The sequence below is a fragment of the Clavibacter sp. CT19 genome (genome assembly GCF_027858075.1).
Classification (GTDB): domain Bacteria; phylum Actinomycetota; class Actinomycetes; order Actinomycetales; family Microbacteriaceae; genus Clavibacter; species Clavibacter tessellarius_A.
Genome location: NZ_JAQHYR010000010.1, coordinates 1 through 20,602 on the forward strand (window position 1 = coordinate 1; position 20,602 = coordinate 20,602).

A 20,602-nucleotide genomic window follows, 5' to 3' on the forward strand; every position below is an offset into this window, starting at 1 on the left:
CCGAGCTCGACGACAAGACGAAGCCCGAGGCCTGACGCGGACCGCAGCCCCGCACGCCGGAAGCGGCCGGACCCCCGAGGGGATCCGGCCGCTTCCGCGTCTGGCGCGTGGTGCGGATGGGCCGGCTGATACGCCGGGTTCTGTCCCGGTGCACAAGGCACCATGGACGGCCATCTATCTCGGAGCTGCGTCACCGCAGCCCTCCAGCGGTCTACCCGGGGACTGGACGAGCAGCCTGTGCGTCCCCTGTTCGACCTTGCTCCGGGCGAGGTTTGCATAGCCGACCCGATCACTCGGGCCGCTGGTGGTCTCTTACACCGCCGTTTCACCCTCACCCGCCGCTTCCGCGACGGGCGGTCTGCTCTCTGTTGCACTGTCTCGCGGGTCGCCCCGGGTGGGTGTTACCCACCGCCCTGCTCTGCGGAGCCCGGACGTTCCTCGACGCGGTCTCCCCCTCTCGGGATCCTCCGCGGCGCGACCGTCTTGCCGACCCATCCGCGGGGACGAGTCTAGGGCAGGGCTCGGCCGGCGGTCGGCCTAGAGGCCGGACTCGTCCGTGCGGACGAGGATCGCGTTGCTCTCGGGGTCGATGACGACGTCGTCGGGCGCGCGCTTGCGCAGCGCGTCGAGGTCGCTCTGGTGGAGGGCGATGTTGCTGCCGAGCGAGATGCCGCGGTGGAGCATCGCGGCGCCCACGCCGTAGCGGGCGCGCTGCTTCTCGTAGAGGGCGAGGAGGTCCTCGGGGAACCGCGACGCCCGGGCGTCGCGGTCCTGCTGCGCTTGCTCGGCTTGGACGCGCAGCTCCACGGCGGCGGCGTCGCGCTCCGCCTCGAGGGCCGCGATCCGGTCGGCGAGGGCATCGCGCTCCACGGACACCTCGGCCTGCGCGGCCTGCGCCTCCTCGAGACGCTGCATGACCTCGAGCTCGACCTCCTCGAGGTTGTCGCGGCGGCGCAACAGCGACTCGAGCTCGCGCTCCAGCGCCTGCACGTCCTTGGAGCTGCCGCCCGCCTCGATGCGGCTGCGGTCGCGGTCCATGCGCGCCTGCACGACGGCCACGTCCGACTCGATCCGCGCCAGCTCCGTCTGCGCGTCCTCGACGACGCCGGTGCGCTCGCTGAGGCGGCGTCGGACGCCGTCCATCTCGCGCTGCAGCGCGTCGATCTGCTTCAGCTGCGGGAGCTGGGCGAGGCGGCCGCGCAGGTGCGTCAGCCGGGTGTCGATCTCCTGCAGGTCGAGGAGCTCCTTCTGGACGCTCGGATCGGCTTTCATGCTCTCCCTCTCGTGGTGCGGCGGTGCGACGTGCGCGCCGGCCGGTGGTGCGGGGTGCGGCCCGTGCCGCGTGCGTCACTGGGTGACGGCGAAGTCCCAGGGGTCGGTGCGGATGTCGCTGACGGTGACGTCGGTGCCGGGCAGGGCAGCGCGGAGCGCGTCCGCCGCGACGTCGAGCCACAGCCACTCGCTCGCCCAGTGCGACGTGTCGAGGAGGTACGGGGTGCCGCCGGCGAGCGCGGCGGACTCGCGGGCCTCGCTGGCGGGGTGGTGCCGCAGGTCGGAGGTGATGTAGACGTCGGCTCCCCTCACGGCAGGCGATCCCAGGAGCGAGTCGCCCGCCCCGCCGCACAGGGCCACGCGTCGCACGGGGGCGTCGTACGGGCCGGCGGCACGGATGCCGGTGGCCGTGGGCGGCAGGATCCGTGCGAGCTCGGCGGCGAGGCGCCCGAGCGTCGTCGCGGCGGGCAGGTCGCCGACCCGGCCGATGCCGCGGACGCCGTCCCCGGCCGGCTCGAGGGGCCGCAGGCTCTGCGGCGGGATGCCGAGCAGGGCGGCGAGGCGCCCGGACGTGCCCTCCTCGACGACGTCGGACGTGGTGTGCGCGGCGTAGAGCGCGCAGTCGGCGCGGACGAGGTCGGCGAGCAGGGCGCCCTTGTAGCCGGTCTCGGCGATGGTCGTGACGCCGCGGAGGAGCAGCGGGTGATGCGTGAGCAGGAGGTCGGCGTCGGCGGCGACGGCCTCGTCGACGGTGGCGCGCACGGCGTCGACGGCCAGGTGGATCCGCTCCACGGGGCGGGCGGGGTCCCCGCTCACGAGCCCCGAGGCGTCCCAGTCCGACGCGCCCGCAGGCGGCCAGGCGTCCTCGATGGCGCGGACGGCGTCGGCGAGGGTGTGGGTCACGTCGCCCATCGTAACGAAGGGGCGTCGGGCGCCGACGCGCGGGAGGACCTCAGCCGCGGCGTCCGCCACGCGATGCGGAGCCCCCGCCGCCCACCGCCGTAACCTCGGGCAGGATCCCGGGGGTGGGCACGAGCGGCTCGAGCGGCCACAGCGCGCGCTGCGACGAACCGGGGTGCCTGCTCGATCCGTGGGTCGCGGCGTCGACCACGGACCGGGAGGCCTCGTCGTCGCCGGTGTCGGGGCTCATGGGGGAACAGTAGCGGGGAAGACCGTGAGGACCCTAACGGATGCACGATCCGCGCACCCGCCGTCCGCAGGGTCAGCGCACGCCGCGCGCGGCCAGGGCGTCGCCCAGGTCGTCGGCGTGCTTCAGCGCGAGGACGAGGAACGGGACGACCGAGGTCGTGATGCCCGTCCGCCCGCCGCGGGCCCTCTGCGCGTCCCGCACGTCGCGTGCGAGGCGCGCGAGCACCGGCACGGTCGACACGGTGACCGCGAGCAGCAGCGCGACCCGCTCGGAGTCGAGCCCGAGCCGCCGGGCCGGTCGGAGGCCCCGTTCCACCGCGTCGAGGATCTCCGTCGTCGAGGTCGTCAGCATGAGGAGGCCCGGGACGGCGATGGCCGCCGCGATGCGCGCGGTGTTCGACACCGCCGGCTCGACGCCGAGGAGGACCAGCTGGCTCACCAGCGTGAACAGCAGGATCCACCTCGTCGCCCGCACCTGGCGCCCCAGCGCCCGCAGCCCGAGCGCTCCGTCGCCGAGTCCGGCCGCGCCGTAGCAGGCGATGGCGATGGCGAGGGCGGCGACGGCTCCCGCCCAGGTGGACGGGAGGACGGAGACGCCGAGCACGACGAACGCGACGAGCACGAGCTCGGGCCCGGTGGGCATGCGGGCGAGGCGTCCCGCCGAGGGTCCCGCCGTCATGCGAGCATCGCCTCGTACTCGGCGACGACCTCCGCGGGGGGCCCGACCCGACGCACCCGCCCGTCGGCGAAGAGCACGGCGGCGTCGCAGCGCTGCGCGGCGGCGAGGTCGTGCGTGACGAGGAGGAGCCGGTGCCCGTCCTCGAACAGGTGGTCGGCGACCCGACGGGCGTTGCGCGCGTCGAGGTACGCGGTCGGCTCGTCGGCGATCACCAGCTCCGGCCCCCGGACGAACGCGCCCGTCAGGGCGAGCAGCTGCTTCTGGCCGCCGGACAGGTCGTGCGCGGACCTGTCGGCCAGGTCGCCGAGCCCGAAGCGCGCGAGCGCTGCGTCGACGCGCGCGTCCGACTCCGCCCGCGACAGCCGCTCGGGCCGCAGCGAGAAGGCCACGTCCTCGCGCACGGTCGGCATCACGATCTGGGCGTCCGGGTTGCTGAACACCAGGGCCACGCGTCGCCGCAGCTCGCGGGCGTCGCGTTCCGGATCGAGGCCCAGCACGCGGAGGTCGCCCGCGTCCCGCCGCACCAGCCCGCCGACGAGCCGCGCGAACGTGCTCTTGCCCGAGCCGTTCTCGCCGACCACGGCGACCGTCCGCGCGTCGAGGTCGAGGGTCACGTCCGCGAGCACGTCGACGTCGCCCAGACGGACGCCCACGCCCTCGAGCCGCAGGGCGGGAGGCGTCACGTCGTCGGCACCGCTCGCGCGTCGCGGGCCCGGGTCCAGCCGGCGCGGCGGCGGAAGGCGCGCGGGTAGCCGCGCACCAGGGTCATCACGATCCCCGTCGCGATGACGGTCTTGATCGCGTCCCCCGGCAGGAACACCAGGCTCGTGAGGACGGTCTCGCCGAGCGGCAGGCGGGTCACCGCGCTCTGCACGGGGATGCCGACCGCGTAGATCGCGAGGATGCCGCCGGCCACCATGCCGACCGCCGTGCGCCAGGCGACGGGTCGTCGCCCTCCCGCGTGCACCACGAGCCCGATCACGAACGCGCCCAGGATCCAGCCGACGAGGTACCCCGCGCTCGGCCCGGCGAACACCCCGAGCCCGCCGGCGCCGCCGGACAGGAGCGGCAGCCCGACGGCGACGAGCAGCAGGAGCACGACGATGCAGAGGGCGCCGAGCCACGGGCCGAGGATCGCGCCGGCGAGCATCACGCCCAGGGTCTGCGCGGTGATGGGCACGCCGCCGAGCACGCTGATGCCGCCGGGGAGCCCGAGCACCGCGATCACGGCGGCCAGGACCGCGACCCGGGCCAGGTCGGTGGCGTCGACGCGGGGCGTGCGCTCCGCGCGCTCGAAGCCCCGGGCGGGGAGGGAGGACGGGGTCATGGGCATCCTTCGGATCGGCGCGACGGCAGGTCGTCGGCAGCGGGAGCCGGACCGGCTCCTGAACGCCGTTCACTATAGTGAGCGCATGGCGGACGCGCGCGGCGGGAGGCGTCTCACCCGCGACGACGTCGCCGCGGCGGCCCTCCGGCTCCTCGACGAGCACGGCCTCCCCGACCTCACGATGCGCCGGCTCGGCGCCGCCCTCGACGTGCAGCCGAGCGCGCTCTACTGGCACTACCCGGACAAGCAGACCCTCCTGGCGGCGGTGGCCGACCGCATCGTGGCCGGAGCGGCGCGGCACCGCGGAGGCGCGGACGCCCCGGGCGACGCCACGGCGGCCATCCGCGACCAGGCGTCCGCGCTGCGCCTGGCGCTCCTCGCGCACCGCGACGGCGCCGAGGTCGTCGCCAGCACGACGGCCCTGGGCCTCGGCGCGGCGGATGCCCGGGACGCGCTCGCGGCGGCGGTCGCGGGTGCCGGCTTCGCCGCCGGTGCCGCCGATCGCGCGGCGGACGCGCTCCTGCACTTCGTGCTCGGCCACGTGACCCACGAGCAGCAGCGGACCCAGCTCGCCCGCCTCGGGGTGATCGCGGCCGACGAGCACCGCGGGGGCGACGCGCGGGACGGCTTCGACTTCGGGATCGACCTGCTGGTGCGCGGCCTGGCGTCGCTCCGCGGGCGGGAGACGGGATCCGGGGTGGGCCCTGCCGGGCTCGAACCGACGACATCCACGGTGTAAGCGTGGCGCTCTACCAACTGAGCTAAGGGCCCGGGCGGCCGGGGATCCGGCGCCCCGCCATGCTAGCCGACCGCGTCGGCGCGCCCCCGCTCGGGGGACGGGGAGCGCCGTAGCCTCTCCCCCGTGCCCACCCACCCCTCGCGCCGCACGGTCGCGGAATCCCGCTGGCCCGCTGCGGCCGGCCTCCTCGCCGCGGTCGCGCTCTACGGCGTTGCGCCGACCGCCGTGCCCCCGGGCGTGCGGATCGCCGTGGTCGTCGCCGCCGTCGCCCTGCTCGTCCCGCTGGTCGTGCTCAACCCGCGCCGCCTCGATCGGGAGACCGCCTGGTCGCGCGGGCTCGGCCTCGCCCTCGGCGGTCTCCTGCTCGTCGCGAACCAGGTGAGCCTCGTGGTGCTCGTGGTGGCCCTCGTCGACGCCTCGGAGGCGGGTCCGGAGCTGCTCCTGACGGCGCTGCAGGTGTGGACGACGAACATGCTGGCCTTCGCGCTCGTCTACTGGGAGATGGACCGCGGCGGCCCCGTCGCGCGCCGGGCGCACGCCCGGGCGTCGCTCGCGCCGGCGGACTTCCGCTTCCCCCAGGACGAGGACGCGGGGGCCGTCTCCGAGGTGGCCAGACGGTCGTCGGAGCACGCCGACTGGGTGCCGGGCTTCGTCGACTACGCGTACTTCTCGCTGACGAACTCCATGGCGTACAGCCCCACCGACGTCATGCCGCTGTCGCACCGGGCCAAGGGCCTCATGGCGCTGCAGGCGTTCGCGGGCTTCGTGATCCTCGCGCTCGTCATCGCCCGGGCCGTCAACATCCTCAGCTGACGGCGGGCGACGACGGCATCAGGCGGGGACGAGAGCCAGGTCGCGGATGGCGGAGCGGTAGGCGTCGAGCTCGCGCGCCTCGCCCGGAGCCGTGATGAAGCTGCGGCGGATGATGCCCCGCGTGTCGATGAGGAACGTCGCGCGGTTGGCGAAGCCCTTCCCCTCCAGGAACACGCCGTACTCCTTGGCGACCTGGCCGTGGGGCCAGAAGTCGGCGAGGAGCTGGAAGTCGATGCCCTGCTGTTCGGCCCAGGCCCGCAGGGTGTGCTTGCTGTCGACGCTGATGCCGATGAGCTCCACGCGGCTGTCCGCGAACATGCCGAGGTTCTCCTCGAGCTGGCACATCTCGCCGGTGCACGTCCCGGAGAACGCCAGGGGGAAGAAGACGAGGGCGACCGCGCGATGACCGCGGTACTCGCTCAACCGGACCCGCTCGCCGAACTGGTTGGCGAGCTCGAAGTCGGGAGCCTGTGTGTCGTTGGCCAGGGCCATGGGGTGCGGTTCCTTCCGTGCCGGCAGATGTCCCCTGTCTGGCACGAGGACCGATCCTACGCCGGGGTCCCGCGATGTCCAGCGCCGCCGCCGCGCCGCTCCCGGCCGCCGTCGGTGACCGTCGGTCCGCATGGGTAGGCTTGCCCTCGGCGTACGCGCGGTCTCGCACCCTTCGAGCCCCGTGGCACCGAAGACGATGTCTGCACACCACAGGAAGAGGTCGAGGGTGACTGTCAACGACCAGGATCCGTACTCGGTGAACCACACCGACAGCGATCCGGAAGAGACCGCCGAATGGAACGAGTCCCTCGACGGGCTCGTCGAGGCGCAGGGTCGGGGTCGCGCGCGCGACGTCATGCTCAGCCTCCTCAAGCGCTCGAAGGAGCTGCACCTCGGGGTGCCGATGGTCCCGACCACGGACTACATCAACACCATCGCGCCGGAGAACGAGCCCGACTTCCCCGGTGACGAGGACCTCGAGCGCCGCTACCGCGCGTGGATCCGCTGGAACGCGGCCGTCACCGTGCACCGGGCGCAGCGTCCCGGCATCGCGGTCGGCGGGCACATCGCCACGTACGCCTCCTCCGCCGCCCTCTACGAGGTCGGCTACAACCACTTCTTCCGCGGCCAGGACCACCCGGGCGGCGGCGACCAGGTCTTCGTGCAGGGCCACGCCTCCCCCGGCACCTACGCGCGCGCCTTCCTGGAGGGACGTCTCAGCGAGCACCAGCTCGACGGGTTCCGCCAGGAGAAGAGCCACGAGGGCGGTGGGCTGTCGTCCTACCCGCACCCCCGCCTCATGCCGGAGTTCTGGCAGTTCCCCACGGTCTCGATGGGCCTCGGCCCCATCAACGCCATCTACCAGGCGCAGGCGAACAAGTACCTCACCAACCGCGGCATCAAGGACGCCTCCGACCAGCAGGTCTGGGCTTTCCTCGGCGACGGCGAGATGGACGAGGTCGAGAGCCGCGGACAGCTCCAGGTGGCGGCGAACGAGAAGCTCGACAACCTCAACTTCGTCATCAACTGCAACCTCCAGCGCCTCGACGGACCCGTCCGCGGCAACGGCAAGATCATCCAGGAGCTCGAGAGCTTCTTCCGCGGCGCCGGCTGGAACGTCATCAAGGTCGTCTGGGGTCGCGAGTGGGACGACCTGCTCGCCCGCGACACCGAGGGCGCGCTCCTCGAGCTGATGAACCGCACGCCCGACGGCGACTACCAGACCTTCAAGGCCGAGAGCGGCGCCTACATCCGCGAGAACTTCTTCGGGCGCGACGAGCGCACCGCGAAGCTCGTCGAGGGCTACACCGACGACCAGATCTGGAACCTCAAGCGCGGCGGCCACGACTACCGCAAGGTCTACGCGGCCTTCAAGGCGGCCAGCGAGCACACGGGCCAGCCCACGGTGATCCTCGCCAAGACCGTCAAGGGCTACGGCCTCGGCCCGAGCTTCGAGGGCCGCAACGCGACCCACCAGATGAAGAAGCTCACGCTCGACAACCTCAAGCAGTTCCGCGACGAGATGCGCGTGCCGATCACGGACGCCCAGCTCGAGGAGGACCCGTACCTGCCGCCGTACTACCACCCCGGCCAGGACGACGAGGCGATCCAGTACATGCACGAGCGCCGTCGCGCGCTCGGCGGGTACTCCCCCGAGCGCCGCACGAAGCACACGGCCATCTCGCTGCCGGACGACTCGGCCTACCGCATCTCCAAGAAGGGCTCCGGCACGCAGGAGATCGCCACGACCATGGCGTTCGTCCGGCTGCTCAAGGACCTGATCCGCGCGAAGGACTTCGGCAACCGCGTCGTCCCGATCATCCCGGACGAGGCCCGCACGTTCGGCATCGACGCCTTCTTCCCGACGGCGAAGATCTACAACCCGAACGGCCAGCACTACACGTCGGTCGACCGCGAGCTGCTGCTGTCCTACAAGGAGAGCCCGCAGGGCCAGATCGTGCACGTGGGCATCAACGAGGCGGGCGCGCTGGCGGCGTTCACGAACCTCGGCACCACGTACTCGACGCAGGGCGAGCCGCTCATCCCGATCTACGTCTTCTACTCGATGTTCGGGTTCCAGCGCACGGGCGACGCGATCTGGGCGGCGGGCGACCAGATGGCGCGCGGCTTCCTCATCGGCGCGACCGCCGGCCGCACCACGCTCACGGGCGAGGGCCTGCAGCACGCGGACGGCCACTCGCTGGTCCTGTCGGCAACCAACCCCGCGGTCGTCTCCTACGACCCGGCGTACGCCTACGAGATCGGGCACATCGTGCGCACCGGCCTCGAGCGCATGTACGGCGGCGAGCACGAGGACCCGAACGTCATGTACTACCTCACGGTGTACAACGAACCGATCATCCACCCGGCCGAGCCCGAGGGCGTGGACGTGGACGGCATCGTCCGCGGCATCCACAAGCTCAAGGACGGCTGGGTCGACGGCCCGAAGGCGCAGCTCATGGCTTCCGGCGTCGCCGTCCCGTGGGCCCTCGAGGCGCAGCAACTCCTCGCCGACGACTGGGGCGTGTCCGCGGACGTCTGGTCCGTCACGTCCTGGGGCGAGCTCCGCCGGGACGGCCTGGCGGCCGAGGAGCACAACCTGCTCCACCCGCACTCCGAGGAGCGCGTGCCGTACCTGGAGGAGAAGCTCCGCGGATCCGAGGGCCCGTTCGTCGCGGTCACCGACTTCTCGCACGCGGTGCCCGACCAGATCCGCCAGTTCGTCCCCGGCGACTACTCGACGCTCGGCGCCGACGGCTTCGGCTTCTCGGACACGCGTCCGGCGGCCCGCCGCTTCTTCGCGATCGACGGCCCGTCGATGGTCGTGAAGACGCTGCAGCGCCTCGCCAAGCAGGGCAAGGTCGACCGGGACGCGCCGAAGTGGGCGATCGACAAGTACCGCCTGCTGGACGTCACCGCCGGCACGACCGGATCGGCGGGCGGCGAGGCGTGAGCTGCGCCGACCTGACGTGACGACGAGCGACCGGCACGACACCGACGTGGAGACCGGGGAGACGAAGGCGGAGACGCTGACGTGGCTCCGGTCCCTCTCGGGCGAGCTGGCGAGCGCGACGCTCAAGCGGCTCGAGGACACGCTGCCCTGGTACGGCGCGATGCCGCCCGGGCGGCGGTCCGCGGTCGGGCTCGTGGCGCAGGCCGGCATCACGTCGTTCATCCACTGGTACGACGACCCGGACTCCACGCCCTGGATCGCGGCGGACGTCTTCGGCGCGGCGCCGCGCGAGCTCCTGCGCTCGGTGACGCTGCAGCAGACGCTGCAGCTCATCCGCGTCACCGTGGAGGTCGTCGAGGATCGCGTCCGCGACCGCCACCGCACGGTGCGGGACGCGATCCTGCTCTACTCCCGAGAGATCGCCTTCGCCGCGGCCGACGTGTACGCCCGCGCCGCCGAGGCCCGGGGCCTCTGGGACGCTCGGCTCGAGGCGCTCGTGGTCGACAGCATCCTCTCGGGCGAGTACGACGACGAGCTGCCGTCCCGCATCGCCGCCCTCGGGTGGCACGGACACGGCGAGGTGTCCGTCCTCGTCGGCACGGCGCCCCCCGTGCTCGACGTCGACCAGCTCCGGCGCACCGCGCGGCACCTCGACGCCGACGTCCTCATCGGCGTGCAGGGAAGCCGGCTCGTGCTCGTGATCGGGCGCGCGTCGCCCGCGGTGGCGGATCCGGAGGTCCCGGAGGCGGAGGCGACGCAGGTCGCGTTCCTCGAGATCGCCACGCAGCTCGAGCCGGGGTTCGGGAACGGCCACCTCGTGCTCGGCCACGAGGTGCCGAGCCTGGTCGAGGCCTCCCGCAGCGCGCGGGCCGCCCTCGCGGGGTTCGCCGTCGCGCGCTCCTGGCGCAACGCCCCGCGACCGACGCTCGCCGACGACCTGCTCCCCGAACGCGCCCTCGCCGGCGATCCGCTCGCGCGCTCGACCCTCATCAACCGCATCTACAAGCCCCTCCAGGCGCACTCGACCGAGCTGCTCGCGACGCTGTGGTGCTACCTCGACACCGGTCGGTCGCTCGAGGCGACCGCGCGGGAGCTGTTCGTGCACCCGAACACCGTGCGGTACCGCCTGAAGCGCGTGTCGGACGTCATCGGCTGGGATGCGACGGGGGCCCGCGAGGCGCTCATCCTCCAGGCGGCGCTCATCATCGGCAGCATCGCCGAGGCGGGGACCGTCGTGCCCAAGCAGCAGACGCCCGGTCGGACGCGGCCGAAGCGCCAGGCGGCCCGGTGACCCGCCGATCGTGTGGCCTCGTCACAACGTCGTGGAGGATCCTCTGTAGGACCTCGACTCCGACGCGGCTCGCGCACGCTGGGAGGATGGACGGATGATCATCGTCGTGTGCCCCGGCCAGGGCTCCCAGAAGCCCGGATTCCTCTCCCCGTGGCTGGAGCACCCCGATCACGCCCGGCTCCTCGGCGAGCTCGGCGACGCGGCCGGGCTCGACCTCGTCTTGCACGGCACCACATCCGACGCGGACACCATCCGCGACACCGCCGTCGCGCAGCCGCTCATCGTCGCGGCGGGCATCATGGCCCTCCGGGCGCTCCTCGCCGACGGCCGGGACGCCTACGTGGCCGGCATCGCCGGGCATTCGGTGGGCGAGATCACCGCGGCGGCGGGCGCCGGGATCCTCACCGACACGGAGGCCATGGCCCTCGTCCGCACGCGGGGCGACGCGATGGCCGAGGCCGCGGCCACCACGCGCACGGGCATGAGCGCCGTCGTGGGCGGCGACCAGGACGCCATCCTGGCGCGGCTCGCGGAGCTGGGCCTGGAGCCCGCCAACTACAACGGCGGCGGCCAGATCGTCGTGGCCGGCGAGCCGGAGGCCCTCGCGGCCCTCCAGGCCGAGCCGCTCCGGGGGACGCGCGTCATCCCGCTCCAGGTGGCGGGGGCCTTCCACACCCACCACATGGCGCCCGCGGTGGACGCGCTCCGAGACGCCGTCGCCCCGCTCGCGCCCCGCGACCCCCGCTTCCCCGTGTGGACGAACCGCGACGGCAGCCGGGTCGACTCCGGTGCCGCCTACCTCGACCTCATCGTGGGCCAGGTCGCGAGCCCGGTGCGCTGGGACCTCTGCATGGAGGCCTTCGACGCCGCCGGCGTCACCGGGCTCATCGAGGTCGCTCCCGCGGGCGCCCTCACCGGACTCGCCAAGCGCGGCCTCAAGGGGCTGCCGACCCTCGCGCTCTCCACGCCCGACGACCTCCCGGCGGCCATCGACATGCTCGACGCGCACGCCTGATCCCGCCGCACCCGACACCGAACAGGGACACATGACCGCCCAGCCCCGCCCCACCATCCAGACCGCGCCCGTCGTCGAGCGCTTCACCCGCATCTGGGGCCTCGGCGCCGCCCGCGGCGAGCTCGACGTCCCCAACGACGACCTCGTCGGGCCCATCGACTCGTCCGACGAGTGGATCCGCCAGCGCACCGGCATCGTCACCCGCAAGCGCGCGGGCGCGGACGTCGACGCCGTCGACCTCGCGACCACCGCCTCGCTCGAGGCCATCGCGAAGGCCGGCATCCGGCCCGAGCAGATCGGCATCGTCCTCGTCTCCACGGTGAGCAACACCGTGCAGACGCCGTCGATGGCCGCGCTCCTCGCCGACCGCATCGGCGCGAACCCGGCGCCCGCCTACGACATCTCGGCCGCGTGCGCCGGCTACACGTACGGCATCGCGCAGGCGGACTCCTTCATCCGCTCGGGTCTCGCGGAGTACGTGCTCGTGGTGGGCGCGGAGAAGCTGTCCGACATCGTCGATCCCACCGACCGCTCCATCTCGTTCCTGCTCGGCGACGGCGCGGGCGCTGCGATCGTCGGCCCGAGCGACACCCCCGGCATCTCCGCCACCGTGTGGGGCTCCGACGGCTCCAACTGGGACGCCGTCGGCATGACCGGCACCCTGAAGAGCATGCGCGACGGGTCCGCGTGGCCCACCCTCCGCCAGGACGGCCAGAAGGTCTTCCGCTGGGCGGTCTGGGAGATGGCCAAGGTCGCCAAGGAGGCGCTCGACCGCGCGGGCCTCACCGCTGACCAGCTGGCCGCGTTCATCCCCCACCAGGCGAACATGCGCATCGTGGACGAGTTCGCCAAGCAGCTCGGCCTTCCGGATACGGTGGCCATCGCGCGCGACATCGAGACCACCGGCAACACGTCGGCCGCCTCCATCCCGCTCGCCACCCACCGCCTGCTCGAGGATGACCCGTCGCTCTCGGGCGGCCTCGCCCTGCAGATCGGATTCGGCGCCGGACTCGTGTTCGGCGCGCAGGTCGTCGTCCTGCCCTGAGTCCCGCCCCATAAGCTGTTCCGGTCATCACGAACCACGAGGAGATACACATGGCACTGTCCACCGAAGAAGTCCTGGCCGGCCTGGCCGAGCTCGTCAACGACGAGACCGGGATCGCCACCGACACCGTCGAGATGGACAAGTCGTTCACCGACGACCTGGACATCGACTCGATCTCGATGATGACGATCGTCGTCAACGCCGAGGAGAAGTTCGACGTGAAGATCCCGGACGAGGAAGTCAAGAACCTCAAGACCGTCGGCGACGCGGTCACGTTCATCACCAACGCGCAGTCCTGACCGCGCGGAGGATGGCCGGCCCCGACCTCGGGGCCGGCCATCCCCCTCCCCTGTTCCCGACGTCGAGGAGACGCCACGCATGACCACCCCCAAGAAGATCGTCGTCACCGGCATCGGCGCGACGTCGCCCCTCGGCGGCACCGCCGAGGAGACCTGGCAGGCGCTCCTCCGCGGCGAGTCGGGCATCACCACCCTCGAGCAGGACTGGGTGGCGAAGTGGGACATCCCCGTGACGTTCGCCGGCCAGGCGAAGGTGCCCTCCTCCGAGGTCATGGCGCGCATCGAGACCAAGCGCCTCGACCCGTCCAGCCAGTTCGCCCTCACGGCCGCGCGTGAGGCCTGGGCCGACGCGGGATCCCCCGAGGTCGACCCGCTGCGCTTCGCCGTCGACTGGGCCACCGGCATCGGCGGCGTGTGGACCCTGCTCGACGCCTGGGACACCCTCCGCGAGAAGGGCCCGCGCCGCGTCCTCCCCATGACCGTCCCCATGCTCATGCCCAACGGACCGGCCGCGGCGGTCGGCATGGACCTCGGTGCGCGCGCCGGCATCCAGACCGTCGTCTCCGCCTGCGCGTCGAGCACCGAGTCGATCGCCAGCGCCTACGCGCACCTCCAGGCGGGCCGCGCGGACATCATCGTGGCCGGCGGCTCCGAGGCTTCCATCCACCCGCTGCCCATCGCGTCGTTCGCGGCGATGCAGGCCCTCTCGAAGCGCAACGACGACCCCGCGGGCGCCTCGCGTCCCTACGACATCTCGCGGGACGGCTTCGTCCTCGGCGAGGGCGGTGCCGCGCTCGTGCTCGAGACCGAGGAGCACGCCATGGCGCGCGGGGCCCGCATCTACGCGGAGCTCGTCGGCGGCGCGGTCACCAGCGACGCGTTCCACATCACGGCGCCCGACCCCGAGGGGACGGCGGCCGCGCGCGCCATGATCGCGAGCATCGAGGGCGCGGGCTACTCGCGCGGCGACGTCTCGCACATCAACGTCCACGCGACCAGCACGCCGGTCGGCGACATCGCGGAGTACAAGGCGCTCGAGCGCGTGTTCGGCGAGGCGGTGCACGGCATCCCCGTGAGCGCGACGAAGGCGTCCACCGGGCACCTGCTCGGCGGCGCCGGCGCGATCGAGGCGGTCTTCACGGTGAAGGCCCTCGCCGAGCGCACCGCTCCCCCGACGATCAACCTCACGGAGCTGGATCCCGACATCCGGCTCGACGTCGTGACGTCGCCGCGTCCCCTCGGCGACGGCGACCTGCTGGCGATCAGCAACTCGTTCGGCTTCGGCGGGCACAACGCGGTCATCGCGTTCCGCAGCGTCTAGCCCGCCACCGCACGCGAAGAGGCCCCGACCAGCAGGTCGGGGCCTCTTCGCGTGCGGTGCCCGGAGAAGATGACCGGGACTCTCGCGGGACGCGCTGACGGGTCAGGCCTGCATCCGCATCCCGGTGCTCCCCGCCGGACCGGGTGTCAGGCGGTGCGCGATGGCGGCCGGTTCCTCGTCGGATGCGGACGGCGTCCCCTGCAGCGTCTTCGCGTGCAGGCCGCTCGCGATCGCGACCGTCGCGAGGAGCAGGGTGAATCCGAAGCCGCGGTCCTCGAGCGGCGTGCCGAAGGGGATGTTGCAGAGCATCACCAGGAGCAGGCCCCACCACGCGGTCGTGGCGGGAGAGGGGCCCATGGCGCGCGTGGCCTTCCAGATCGACCAGCCCATCGCGGCGATGAAGGCCGCGACGGCTGCCGTGCCGAGCCAGCCCAGGCGGACGACCGTCAGGAGCGGGGTGTCGAGGACGATGGGGATGGTGTAGCCGAGCCCCATGCCGAACACCGGGCTGCTGTCGATGAGGCCCGTGGCCACGACGTAGGCGTTCTGCCTGATGGCATACGACTGGTCCGCACCGCCCTGGCCGTTGAGGACGGTCAGGGACGCCCGGATGCGGCTCTGCAGGAAGTCCGGATCCGCGATCGCCACGGAGGCGACGATCGGGAAGACCAGACCTGCCAGGACACCGCCGATCACGAGGAGCCCGAGCATCTTGCCCGGCGGCACGCGCATGCTCCGCTGGAGGCCCAGGACGGCGAAGACGGCCGCGAACACGATGAGGTTGGTGCGCGTGCCCGTGATCAGCATCGCGATGGGGATCCCGACGACGGGCACCAGCCAGAGGATGCGCGCCAGCCGCTTCTCCGCGTGGAACACCATGACGAGCGCCAGCGCGAAGGCGAAGGACGGCAGCATCAGGCTCGAGAGGATGAACCGACCCGTGGAGAGGGCGGTGACGCCCCGCCGGTCGAGCCAGTCGAAGGCGAATCCGACGGCCGCCACGAGTCCGAGGACACCCACGAGGGGGTACGTGATCCGGGGCGGGATGTCGCGTCCGGCGTCGAGCCCGATGACCGGACCCAGCACGATGAGGAGGTAGAAGATCGCCTGCCGGCCGAAGGTGCCCAGGTCGGAGCCCTCGGGTGAGGCGAGGAAGCTCAGGCTCACGATCGCGAGCAGGGCCAGTCCGACCCACACCAGCGACTTGAAGTGGCGCGCGTACGAGGGGGGCGAGGCGATGAGGCGCACCACGGACACCGCGGCGCACACGACGAGCAGTCCCGCGTAGACGATCTTGTTGGCGCTCAGGTCGCCGCTCGAGCCGAGCACGAGCAGGCCTCCGACGACGACGAAGAGGAACCGGACCACGGAGTTGCGGATGATGAAGAACAGCACGATCGGCGCCAGCCCGACGGCGGTGCCGACGAACGGGTCCCAGGCGAGGACGTACGTCGACCCGAGGATCCACAGGGCGCAGCCGAGCACGAGGGCCGGGCTCGAGAGGCCGGCCAGGCCGGCGGTTCGGGTCGAGAGTCGTTCCCGCATGGTGTCGTCGCCGATCTCGCTGTGCTCGTCGCACGTCCGGTAGGAGGGATTGCCCGCGAAGCCATCCGGTCGGACTGCGCTCCGCGTGCCCCGAGCATCGCCGGCGAGGCCCCCCGGTCTCTTCACGTGGAACCTATCACGCACCGTCGGCGCCGTCGGGCCGGGCGGTCGGCGTCGTTCGGCGGCGGACGGGAGGAGGCGCCCGCCGCGCGTACGGGTCAGCCGACCTTGTGCAACCAGACCACGGGGCTGAAGTCGCTCGCGTGGCGGAACGCCTCGAGCTCGTCGTCCCAGGCCTGTCCCATGGCGAGGCGGAGCTCGCGGTGCAGCTCCAGGGTGTTGGAGCCGGCGACGTCGAGGGCGTAGCGGATCCTGTCCTCGGGGATGACGGTGTTGCCCGCCGTGTCGGTCTGGGCGAAGAAGACGCCGAGGTCGGGCGTGTGCATCCACCGGCCCCCGTCCCGGCCGGGACCCGCGTCCTCGGTGACCTCGTAGCGCAGGTGCTCCCACCCGCGGAGGCCGCTGGCGATGGCGGCGCCGGACCCCTCCGGGCCCTCCCAGTAGTACTCCGCGCGCATGGCGCCCTTCAGCACGGGCTGCGGATCCCAGGTGAAGTTCACGGCATGACCGAGCGCGCGACCCGCTGCCCATTCGACATGGGGGCAGAGCGCGCGAGGAGAGGAGTGCACGTAGAGCACTCCTCGAGCCGGTCTTGAGTTGGCGACGGGTGCTTCCATGGGTCTCCTCCATCCGATCAGATGCGTCTTCCCCAACGATCTGCGTGCGATGGACGAGCTCCACACCTGCCGGTGCGGCCGGCGCGGACGCCGACGGTCCTCATCATGGCGGGTGATCCTGGGGATCGGCAACATCGCGGACGCGACGCGCCGAGGGAGACGTCATCCGGGCGATCGGGCGCCGGGGACGGCGGCGGGTCCCCCGGGCGTGCATGCCGGGAATGCCTATGCTCCAGGGGGCGGCCCGCCGGGCCGGGGGCGGAGGAGGAATGTCGGTGCGGCACGCCCTCCTCGCGATCCTCACCGAGGGCACGTGCTACGGGTACCAGCTCCGCACGGAGTACACCGCTCGCACCGGCACCGCGGCGCCCCTCAACGTCGGTCAGATCTACAACACCCTCGACCGCCTGGAGCGGGACGGCCTCGTCGTGAAGGGCACGACCGACGAGGCCGGGCACGTGCCGTACACGATCACGGACGAGGGCCGAGCGGACGTCGGCGCGTGGCTGGACGAGACGATCGGGCCGCCGGCGACGCGCGACGAGCTGCTCGTGAAGGTCGCGCTCGCGCTGTCCCTGCCCGGCGCGGACGCGGGCGCCCTGGTCCGTGCCCAACGCGAGCGCTCGCTCGCGGACGCCCGCGAGCTCGCGCTGTCCCGCGAGGCGCACGACACCGACGTCCCGCTCGCCGTCTCCCTGGCGGCGGACGCGGTGGAGGCCGCCCTGACCGCGCGGCTCGCCTGGCTCGACGCGGCCGAGCGTCGGATCCTCGACGCCGGTGCCGCGGGCACCCGACCGACGGGCTTCGCCGCCGCCCCGCGACGCGGTCGACCCGCGCGACGCGACGCGCAGCCGTAAGGCCGCGCAGCCGTAGGGCCGCGGAGCAGGTCCCGAGGGCGGCTCAGTGCAGGAGGCCGCCGTCCTTGGCCAGCACGTTCTTCTCCCCGGCCTCGATGGGCACGGCGAAGCGGTTCTGCTTCGGCGGCATCGGGCAGTTGAAGTTGTAGCTGAACGCGCACGGCGGGAGGTAGGCGCGGTTGAAGTCCAGCGTGATCGTGCCGTCGGGCGAGGGCGCCACCATCAGGAAGCGGCCCACCCCGTAGGTCGACTCGCCGCTCGTGGCGTCGGAGAAGACGAGCAGGAGCGCGCGGCCCTCGCGGAACGCGGCGAGCGAGTACTCCACGCCGTCCTTGGTGAACGTGATCTCGCCGGGGACCACCTTGTCCTTGGTCGCCCCGTCGTCCTTGAGATGCTCGAAGCCCATCGCGCGTCCGCCCTCGATGGGCGTGAAGTCCGCCGTCACGACCCACTCCTCGGAGTAGGGGAACGCGTCGATGCCGCCGAAGTCGCGGATCGCCTCGCTCTGCGCGTCCCAGACGCGGAGCGCGTAGGTGCCCTCCTCGCTCGCGATGACGAAGGCGGAGACCGTGTCGCTCGCGACGACGGTGGAGGGGGCCGCGTCGTCGCGGCCGCGGACGACCGCCTCGCCGTCCACGAGCACGCCGTCCACGATGAGCCCGTCCGATGGGGACGCGTGCACGCGCAGGCCGGAGGACCCGGGCTCGAGCGGCGACCAGGTGCCTGGGATGCCGTAGACGGGCTGCGGCGCGGCATCGTGCGAGATCCACTGGGTGTTGACGAGGGCCAGGTTGCCCTGCGGGAGGACGACCATCTGCTCGCGACGCGCGCGGAAGACGGCGAGGACCTCCGCCGGATCGGTGGGCGCGGGGGCGACGGGGGCGACGGGATCGGTCATGCCCCCATCCTCGCCGCCAGGAGGTCGGCGGCCAAGTCGACGCGGGCCGAATCGGTCGTCGTCGGCGGGGTTCCCCCGCGCGGGAGGCGGGCGTACGGTCGGGGCATGAGCACAGACCGAGAGAGCACCTCGACCGACGACGACGGCACGACGACGCACACCGAGGAGCACGTGGAGTCCTCCTCGATCACCGAGGAGAGCGGGTCCGCGGGATCCACGCCCGACGGCTCGGGCAGCAACACCTCGGAGGGCGAGGACCACGAGGGCGACGTCGGCTCCGGCGGCTGATTCCTGCCCACCGCTCCACCCGACGCCCGGTCCCCGTGAGGGACCGGGCGTCGTCGCATGCGGACGGGGAGGCGCTACTTGGCCTGGGCGTAGTCGTCGACCACCGCGATCGTGACCGGGAAGTCGACCGGCGCATCGCCGAAGAGCAGGCGCCCGGCCTCCGCGGCGGCCTCGGTCACGGCGTCGCGCACCTCGTCGACGCGGTCGTCGGGTGCGTGGACCATGACCTCGTCGTGCAGGAAGAAGACGAGGTGCGGACGGGACCCGGGCCGTTCGAGCGCGGCGAGCCGTCGACGCAGGCCGGCGAGCCAGCTCAGCGCCCACTCGGCGGCGGAGCCCTGGACGACGAAGTTCCGCGTGAAGCGGCCCTGGTCGCGCGCCGAGGTGCGTGCGCGGGCGGCGTCGGCCGGCGACGCCTCGGCGCCCTGACCGCGCTGGCGGACGTCCCGCCACGCGTCGGTGGGAGGCGGGGAGGAGCGGCCGAGCCGGGTGCTGACGATGCCGCCGCTCTCCCCCACCCGAGCCGCCTGCTCCACGTAGCCGGTGGCCCGCGGGTAGGCGCGGACGAGGCGCGGCATCAACCGGCCGCTCTCGCCGGAGGTGGCCCCGTACATGGCGCCGAGCATCGCGACCTTGGCGTGCGCTCGGGTGTCGACCACGCCGGCGTCAACGAGCCCCTGGTAGAGGTCCGTGCCCCGGCCCGCATCGGCCATCGCGCGGTCCTCGGCGAGGGCGGCGAGGATCCGGGGTTCGAGCTGGGCGGCGTCGGCCACCACGAGGCGCCACCCCCGATCCGCGCGCACGGCCGAGCGGATCTGCCTGGGGAGCTGCAGCGCGCCGCCCCCGCTCGCGGCCCACCGCCCGGTGACCACGCCGCCCGGCACGTAGCCGGGGTGGAAGCGGCCGTCGCGGATCCACGTCTCCATCCACGTCCAGCCGTTGGCCGTGAGCAGGCGGGACAGCTTCTTGTACTCCAGGAGGGGCGCGATGACCGGGTGGTCGATCTCCTGCAGCTCCCACTGCCGCGTGCTGGAGGCGTCGATCCCGGCGCGACGCAGGGAGCGGAGCACGTCGGGCGGGCTGTCGACGTTGAGGTCCGGGGCGCGGAGGATCTCCCGGATCCTCGTGCCGAGGCGCAGCAGCGCCGGAGAAGTGCCGCCGGGCGCCGGGCGCGGCCCGAGCGCGTCGACGAGGAGCGCGTCGTGCACGGCCGTGTCCCACGGGAGGCCGTCGTGCTCCATCTCCGCCGCGACGAGGGCGCCGGCGGACTCCGCCGCCAGCAGCAGGCGCAGCCGTCCGGGCGCGGCGCTGCCGGCGACGGCCGCGAGCTGGAGACGCAGCTCGGCGACGAGCTCGTCGGCGGATCGCCCCTCGGCCGCGTCGAGGTCGTCGAAGAGCGTCTCGCCCTGCGCCGGGTCGCGTTCGATGCCCGCGGGGCGGTCCCACGGGCCGGGCGGCGTGCGCGCCAGGGCGCTGTCCGCGGTGAGGGTGGAGAGGCGGAGGATCGCGTGGCAGAGCCGCAGGTCGTGGCACCGCGCGACGCGGACGCCCGCGGCGAGGAGCGGGCGCGCCCAGGTGCGGGTGTCGTCGAAGACCCAGCGCGGCGGGTCGGTGGAGCGCTCGCGTTCGGCGGCGACGCGCGGCCAGTCGGCGGATGCCACGTCGCGGGCGGCGACGACCCGGCTCGTCGCGTCGAGGTCGACGAGCCGCACGCCGTCGGGCGTCCTCGCGACCAGGATGTGCACTCCCCCATCATGGCGGCCGCCTCCGACGCCGCCGTCCCCGGAGGCGGGATCCGGATCGCGGCGGTCCGGGATGCGGCCCCTCCACCGCGTCATGCAGGGAAACACCGCACGCGAATCTGCCCGCATCCCCCTTTTGC

At 73.1% G+C, this 20,602-nt stretch carries 21 protein-coding genes, 1 tRNA gene and 1 other RNA gene; 10 read left to right on the forward strand and 13 right to left on the reverse strand.

Going from position 1 to position 20,602, the window contains the following annotated elements; genetic code table 11:
• Nucleotides 1-113 precede the first annotated feature (113 nt).
• The 7 genes from rnpB to PED38_RS12580 all read right to left on the reverse strand — a co-directional run bounded on the left by rnpB (nt 114) and on the right by PED38_RS12580 (nt 4,427).
• Nucleotides 114-494, reverse strand: an RNA gene (gene rnpB, locus PED38_RS12550) — RNase P RNA component class A.
• 43 nt (nt 495-537) lie between these two features.
• On the reverse strand, nt 538-1,272 hold the full coding sequence (locus PED38_RS12555; RefSeq protein WP_063071886.1) for a zinc ribbon domain-containing protein: 735 nt from the start codon (nt 1,270-1,272) through the stop codon (nt 538-540).
• Nucleotides 1,273-1,347: 75 nt separating this feature from the next.
• Nucleotides 1,348-2,175, reverse strand: a complete 828-nt coding sequence (locus PED38_RS12560; protein WP_063071953.1) for a Nif3-like dinuclear metal center hexameric protein — start codon at nt 2,173-2,175, stop codon at nt 1,348-1,350.
• A 49-nt stretch (nt 2,176-2,224) separates the two neighbouring features.
• Nucleotides 2,225-2,422, reverse strand: a complete 198-nt coding sequence (locus PED38_RS12565; RefSeq protein WP_063071887.1) for a hypothetical protein — start codon at nt 2,420-2,422, stop codon at nt 2,225-2,227.
• A gap of 72 nt (nt 2,423-2,494) precedes the next feature.
• The gene (locus PED38_RS12570) at nt 2,495-3,100 is read right to left on the reverse strand and encodes an energy-coupling factor transporter transmembrane component T (protein ID WP_063071888.1); all 606 of its coding nucleotides are present in this window, start codon (nt 3,098-3,100) and stop codon (nt 2,495-2,497) included.
• On the reverse strand, nt 3,097-3,783 hold the full coding sequence (locus PED38_RS12575) for an energy-coupling factor ABC transporter ATP-binding protein (RefSeq protein ID WP_063071889.1): 687 nt from the start codon (nt 3,781-3,783) through the stop codon (nt 3,097-3,099). Before PED38_RS12575 ends, PED38_RS12570 begins: the two co-directional genes overlap by 4 nt.
• The gene (locus PED38_RS12580; protein ID WP_063071890.1) at nt 3,780-4,427 is read right to left on the reverse strand and encodes a biotin transporter BioY; all 648 of its coding nucleotides are present in this window, start codon (nt 4,425-4,427) and stop codon (nt 3,780-3,782) included. Before PED38_RS12580 ends, PED38_RS12575 begins: the two co-directional genes overlap by 4 nt.
• A gap of 85 nt (nt 4,428-4,512) precedes the next feature.
• Between PED38_RS12580 and PED38_RS12585 the strand changes: the two genes are divergently transcribed.
• Nucleotides 4,513-5,166 (forward strand): TetR/AcrR family transcriptional regulator, encoded by a 654-nt coding sequence (locus PED38_RS12585; protein WP_081235034.1) that lies wholly within the window; start codon nt 4,513-4,515, stop codon nt 5,164-5,166.
• Here the strand turns inward: PED38_RS12585 and PED38_RS12590 are convergent.
• Nucleotides 5,126-5,198: transfer RNA gene (locus tag PED38_RS12590), tRNA-Val, on the reverse strand. The two genes, PED38_RS12585 and PED38_RS12590, sit on opposite strands and share 41 nt — an antisense overlap.
• 91 nt (nt 5,199-5,289) lie before the next feature.
• Between PED38_RS12590 and PED38_RS12595 the strand changes: the two genes are divergently transcribed.
• Nucleotides 5,290-5,979: a DUF1345 domain-containing protein gene (locus tag PED38_RS12595; RefSeq protein WP_063071891.1), complete on the forward strand. Its 690-nt coding sequence runs from the start codon at nt 5,290-5,292 to the stop codon at nt 5,977-5,979.
• 18 nt (nt 5,980-5,997) lie between these two features.
• Here the strand turns inward: PED38_RS12595 and PED38_RS12600 are convergent, their stop codons facing one another.
• Nucleotides 5,998-6,471 (reverse strand): peroxiredoxin, encoded by a 474-nt coding sequence (locus PED38_RS12600; protein ID WP_063071892.1) that lies wholly within the window; start codon nt 6,469-6,471, stop codon nt 5,998-6,000.
• Nucleotides 6,472-6,697: 226 nt separating this feature from the next.
• Between PED38_RS12600 and aceE the strand changes: the two genes are divergently transcribed.
• The 6 genes from aceE to PED38_RS12630 all read left to right on the forward strand — a co-directional run bounded on the left by aceE (nt 6,698) and on the right by PED38_RS12630 (nt 14,395).
• Complete coding sequence (gene aceE, locus PED38_RS12605) at nt 6,698-9,424, forward strand: pyruvate dehydrogenase (acetyl-transferring), homodimeric type (protein ID WP_270981548.1); 2,727 nt, start codon at nt 6,698-6,700, stop codon at nt 9,422-9,424.
• Nucleotides 9,425-9,440: 16 nt separating this feature from the next.
• Nucleotides 9,441-10,715, forward strand: coding sequence for a PucR family transcriptional regulator (locus PED38_RS12610; protein WP_270981550.1), 1,275 nt, complete (start codon nt 9,441-9,443; stop codon nt 10,713-10,715).
• A gap of 94 nt (nt 10,716-10,809) precedes the next feature.
• Nucleotides 10,810-11,730 (forward strand): ACP S-malonyltransferase, encoded by a 921-nt coding sequence (locus PED38_RS12615; RefSeq protein ID WP_063071895.1) that lies wholly within the window; start codon nt 10,810-10,812, stop codon nt 11,728-11,730.
• Between the two features lie 31 nt (nt 11,731-11,761).
• The gene (locus tag PED38_RS12620) at nt 11,762-12,775 is read left to right on the forward strand and encodes a beta-ketoacyl-ACP synthase III (RefSeq protein ID WP_270981552.1); all 1,014 of its coding nucleotides are present in this window, start codon (nt 11,762-11,764) and stop codon (nt 12,773-12,775) included.
• 50 nt (nt 12,776-12,825) lie between these two features.
• Entirely contained in the window at nt 12,826-13,074 is a 249-nt protein-coding gene (locus PED38_RS12625) for an acyl carrier protein (protein WP_012038305.1), read from the forward strand.
• 79 nt (nt 13,075-13,153) lie between these two features.
• Nucleotides 13,154-14,395 carry a beta-ketoacyl-[acyl-carrier-protein] synthase family protein gene (locus tag PED38_RS12630; RefSeq protein WP_063071897.1) on the forward strand — a complete coding sequence of 414 codons (1,242 nt, stop codon included), beginning with the start codon at nt 13,154-13,156 and terminating at the stop codon, nt 14,393-14,395.
• Nucleotides 14,396-14,497: 102 nt separating this feature from the next.
• Here the strand turns inward: PED38_RS12630 and PED38_RS12635 are convergent, their stop codons facing one another.
• Nucleotides 14,498-15,940, reverse strand: a complete 1,443-nt coding sequence (locus PED38_RS12635; protein WP_063071898.1) for an O-antigen ligase family protein — start codon at nt 15,938-15,940, stop codon at nt 14,498-14,500.
• Nucleotides 15,941-16,158: 218 nt separating this feature from the next.
• Complete coding sequence (locus tag PED38_RS12640; RefSeq protein WP_012038303.1) at nt 16,159-16,677, reverse strand: DUF3145 domain-containing protein; 519 nt, start codon at nt 16,675-16,677, stop codon at nt 16,159-16,161.
• A 269-nt stretch (nt 16,678-16,946) separates the two neighbouring features.
• Between PED38_RS12640 and PED38_RS12645 the strand changes: the two genes are divergently transcribed.
• Nucleotides 16,947-17,534, forward strand: a complete 588-nt coding sequence (locus PED38_RS12645; protein ID WP_063071899.1) for a helix-turn-helix transcriptional regulator — start codon at nt 16,947-16,949, stop codon at nt 17,532-17,534.
• Between the two features lie 43 nt (nt 17,535-17,577).
• Here PED38_RS12645 and PED38_RS12650 read toward each other — a convergent pair whose 3' ends face one another.
• The gene (locus tag PED38_RS12650; protein ID WP_063071900.1) at nt 17,578-18,432 is read right to left on the reverse strand and encodes a DUF1684 domain-containing protein; all 855 of its coding nucleotides are present in this window, start codon (nt 18,430-18,432) and stop codon (nt 17,578-17,580) included.
• 105 nt (nt 18,433-18,537) lie between these two features.
• Here PED38_RS12650 and PED38_RS12655 point away from each other — a divergent pair, with 105 nt between their 5' ends.
• On the forward strand, nt 18,538-18,720 hold the full coding sequence (locus PED38_RS12655; protein WP_063071901.1) for a hypothetical protein: 183 nt from the start codon (nt 18,538-18,540) through the stop codon (nt 18,718-18,720).
• Between the two features lie 74 nt (nt 18,721-18,794).
• On the opposite strand, the gene PED38_RS12660 is transcribed toward PED38_RS12655, so the two are convergent.
• A complete protein-coding gene (locus PED38_RS12660; protein WP_063071902.1) occupies nt 18,795-20,465 on the reverse strand; it encodes a bifunctional 3'-5' exonuclease/DNA polymerase in 1,671 nt (556 codons plus the stop codon).
• Between the last annotated feature and the right edge of the window lie 137 nt (nt 20,466-20,602).

Bases quoted from the DNA above. Each gene is read 5' to 3' on its own strand.
- PED38_RS12555 (WP_063071886.1), bottom strand. From the start codon at position 1,272: ATGAAAGCCGATCCGAGCGTCCAGAAGGAGCTCCTCGACCTGCAGGAG.
- PED38_RS12655 (WP_063071901.1), top strand. From the start codon at position 18,538: ATGAGCACAGACCGAGAGAGCACCTCGACCGACGACGACGGCACGACG.
- PED38_RS12625 (WP_012038305.1), top strand. From the start codon at position 12,826: ATGGCACTGTCCACCGAAGAAGTCCTGGCCGGCCTGGCCGAGCTCGTC.
- PED38_RS12615 (WP_063071895.1), top strand. From the start codon at position 10,810: ATGATCATCGTCGTGTGCCCCGGCCAGGGCTCCCAGAAGCCCGGATTC.
- PED38_RS12580 (WP_063071890.1), bottom strand. From the start codon at position 4,427: ATGACCCCGTCCTCCCTCCCCGCCCGGGGCTTCGAGCGCGCGGAGCGC.
- PED38_RS12565 (WP_063071887.1), bottom strand. From the start codon at position 2,422: ATGAGCCCCGACACCGGCGACGACGAGGCCTCCCGGTCCGTGGTCGAC.
- PED38_RS12570 (WP_063071888.1), bottom strand. From the start codon at position 3,100: ATGACGGCGGGACCCTCGGCGGGACGCCTCGCCCGCATGCCCACCGGG.
- PED38_RS12620 (WP_270981552.1), top strand. From the start codon at position 11,762: ATGACCGCCCAGCCCCGCCCCACCATCCAGACCGCGCCCGTCGTCGAG.
- PED38_RS12635 (WP_063071898.1), bottom strand. From the start codon at position 15,940: ATGCGGGAACGACTCTCGACCCGAACCGCCGGCCTGGCCGGCCTCTCG.
- PED38_RS12640 (WP_012038303.1), bottom strand. From the start codon at position 16,677: ATGGAAGCACCCGTCGCCAACTCAAGACCGGCTCGAGGAGTGCTCTAC.
- PED38_RS12650 (WP_063071900.1), bottom strand. From the start codon at position 18,432: ATGACCGATCCCGTCGCCCCCGTCGCCCCCGCGCCCACCGATCCGGCG.
- PED38_RS12645 (WP_063071899.1), top strand. From the start codon at position 16,947: ATGTCGGTGCGGCACGCCCTCCTCGCGATCCTCACCGAGGGCACGTGC.
- PED38_RS12585 (WP_081235034.1), top strand. From the start codon at position 4,513: ATGGCGGACGCGCGCGGCGGGAGGCGTCTCACCCGCGACGACGTCGCC.
- PED38_RS12630 (WP_063071897.1), top strand. From the start codon at position 13,154: ATGACCACCCCCAAGAAGATCGTCGTCACCGGCATCGGCGCGACGTCG.
- PED38_RS12600 (WP_063071892.1), bottom strand. From the start codon at position 6,471: ATGGCCCTGGCCAACGACACACAGGCTCCCGACTTCGAGCTCGCCAAC.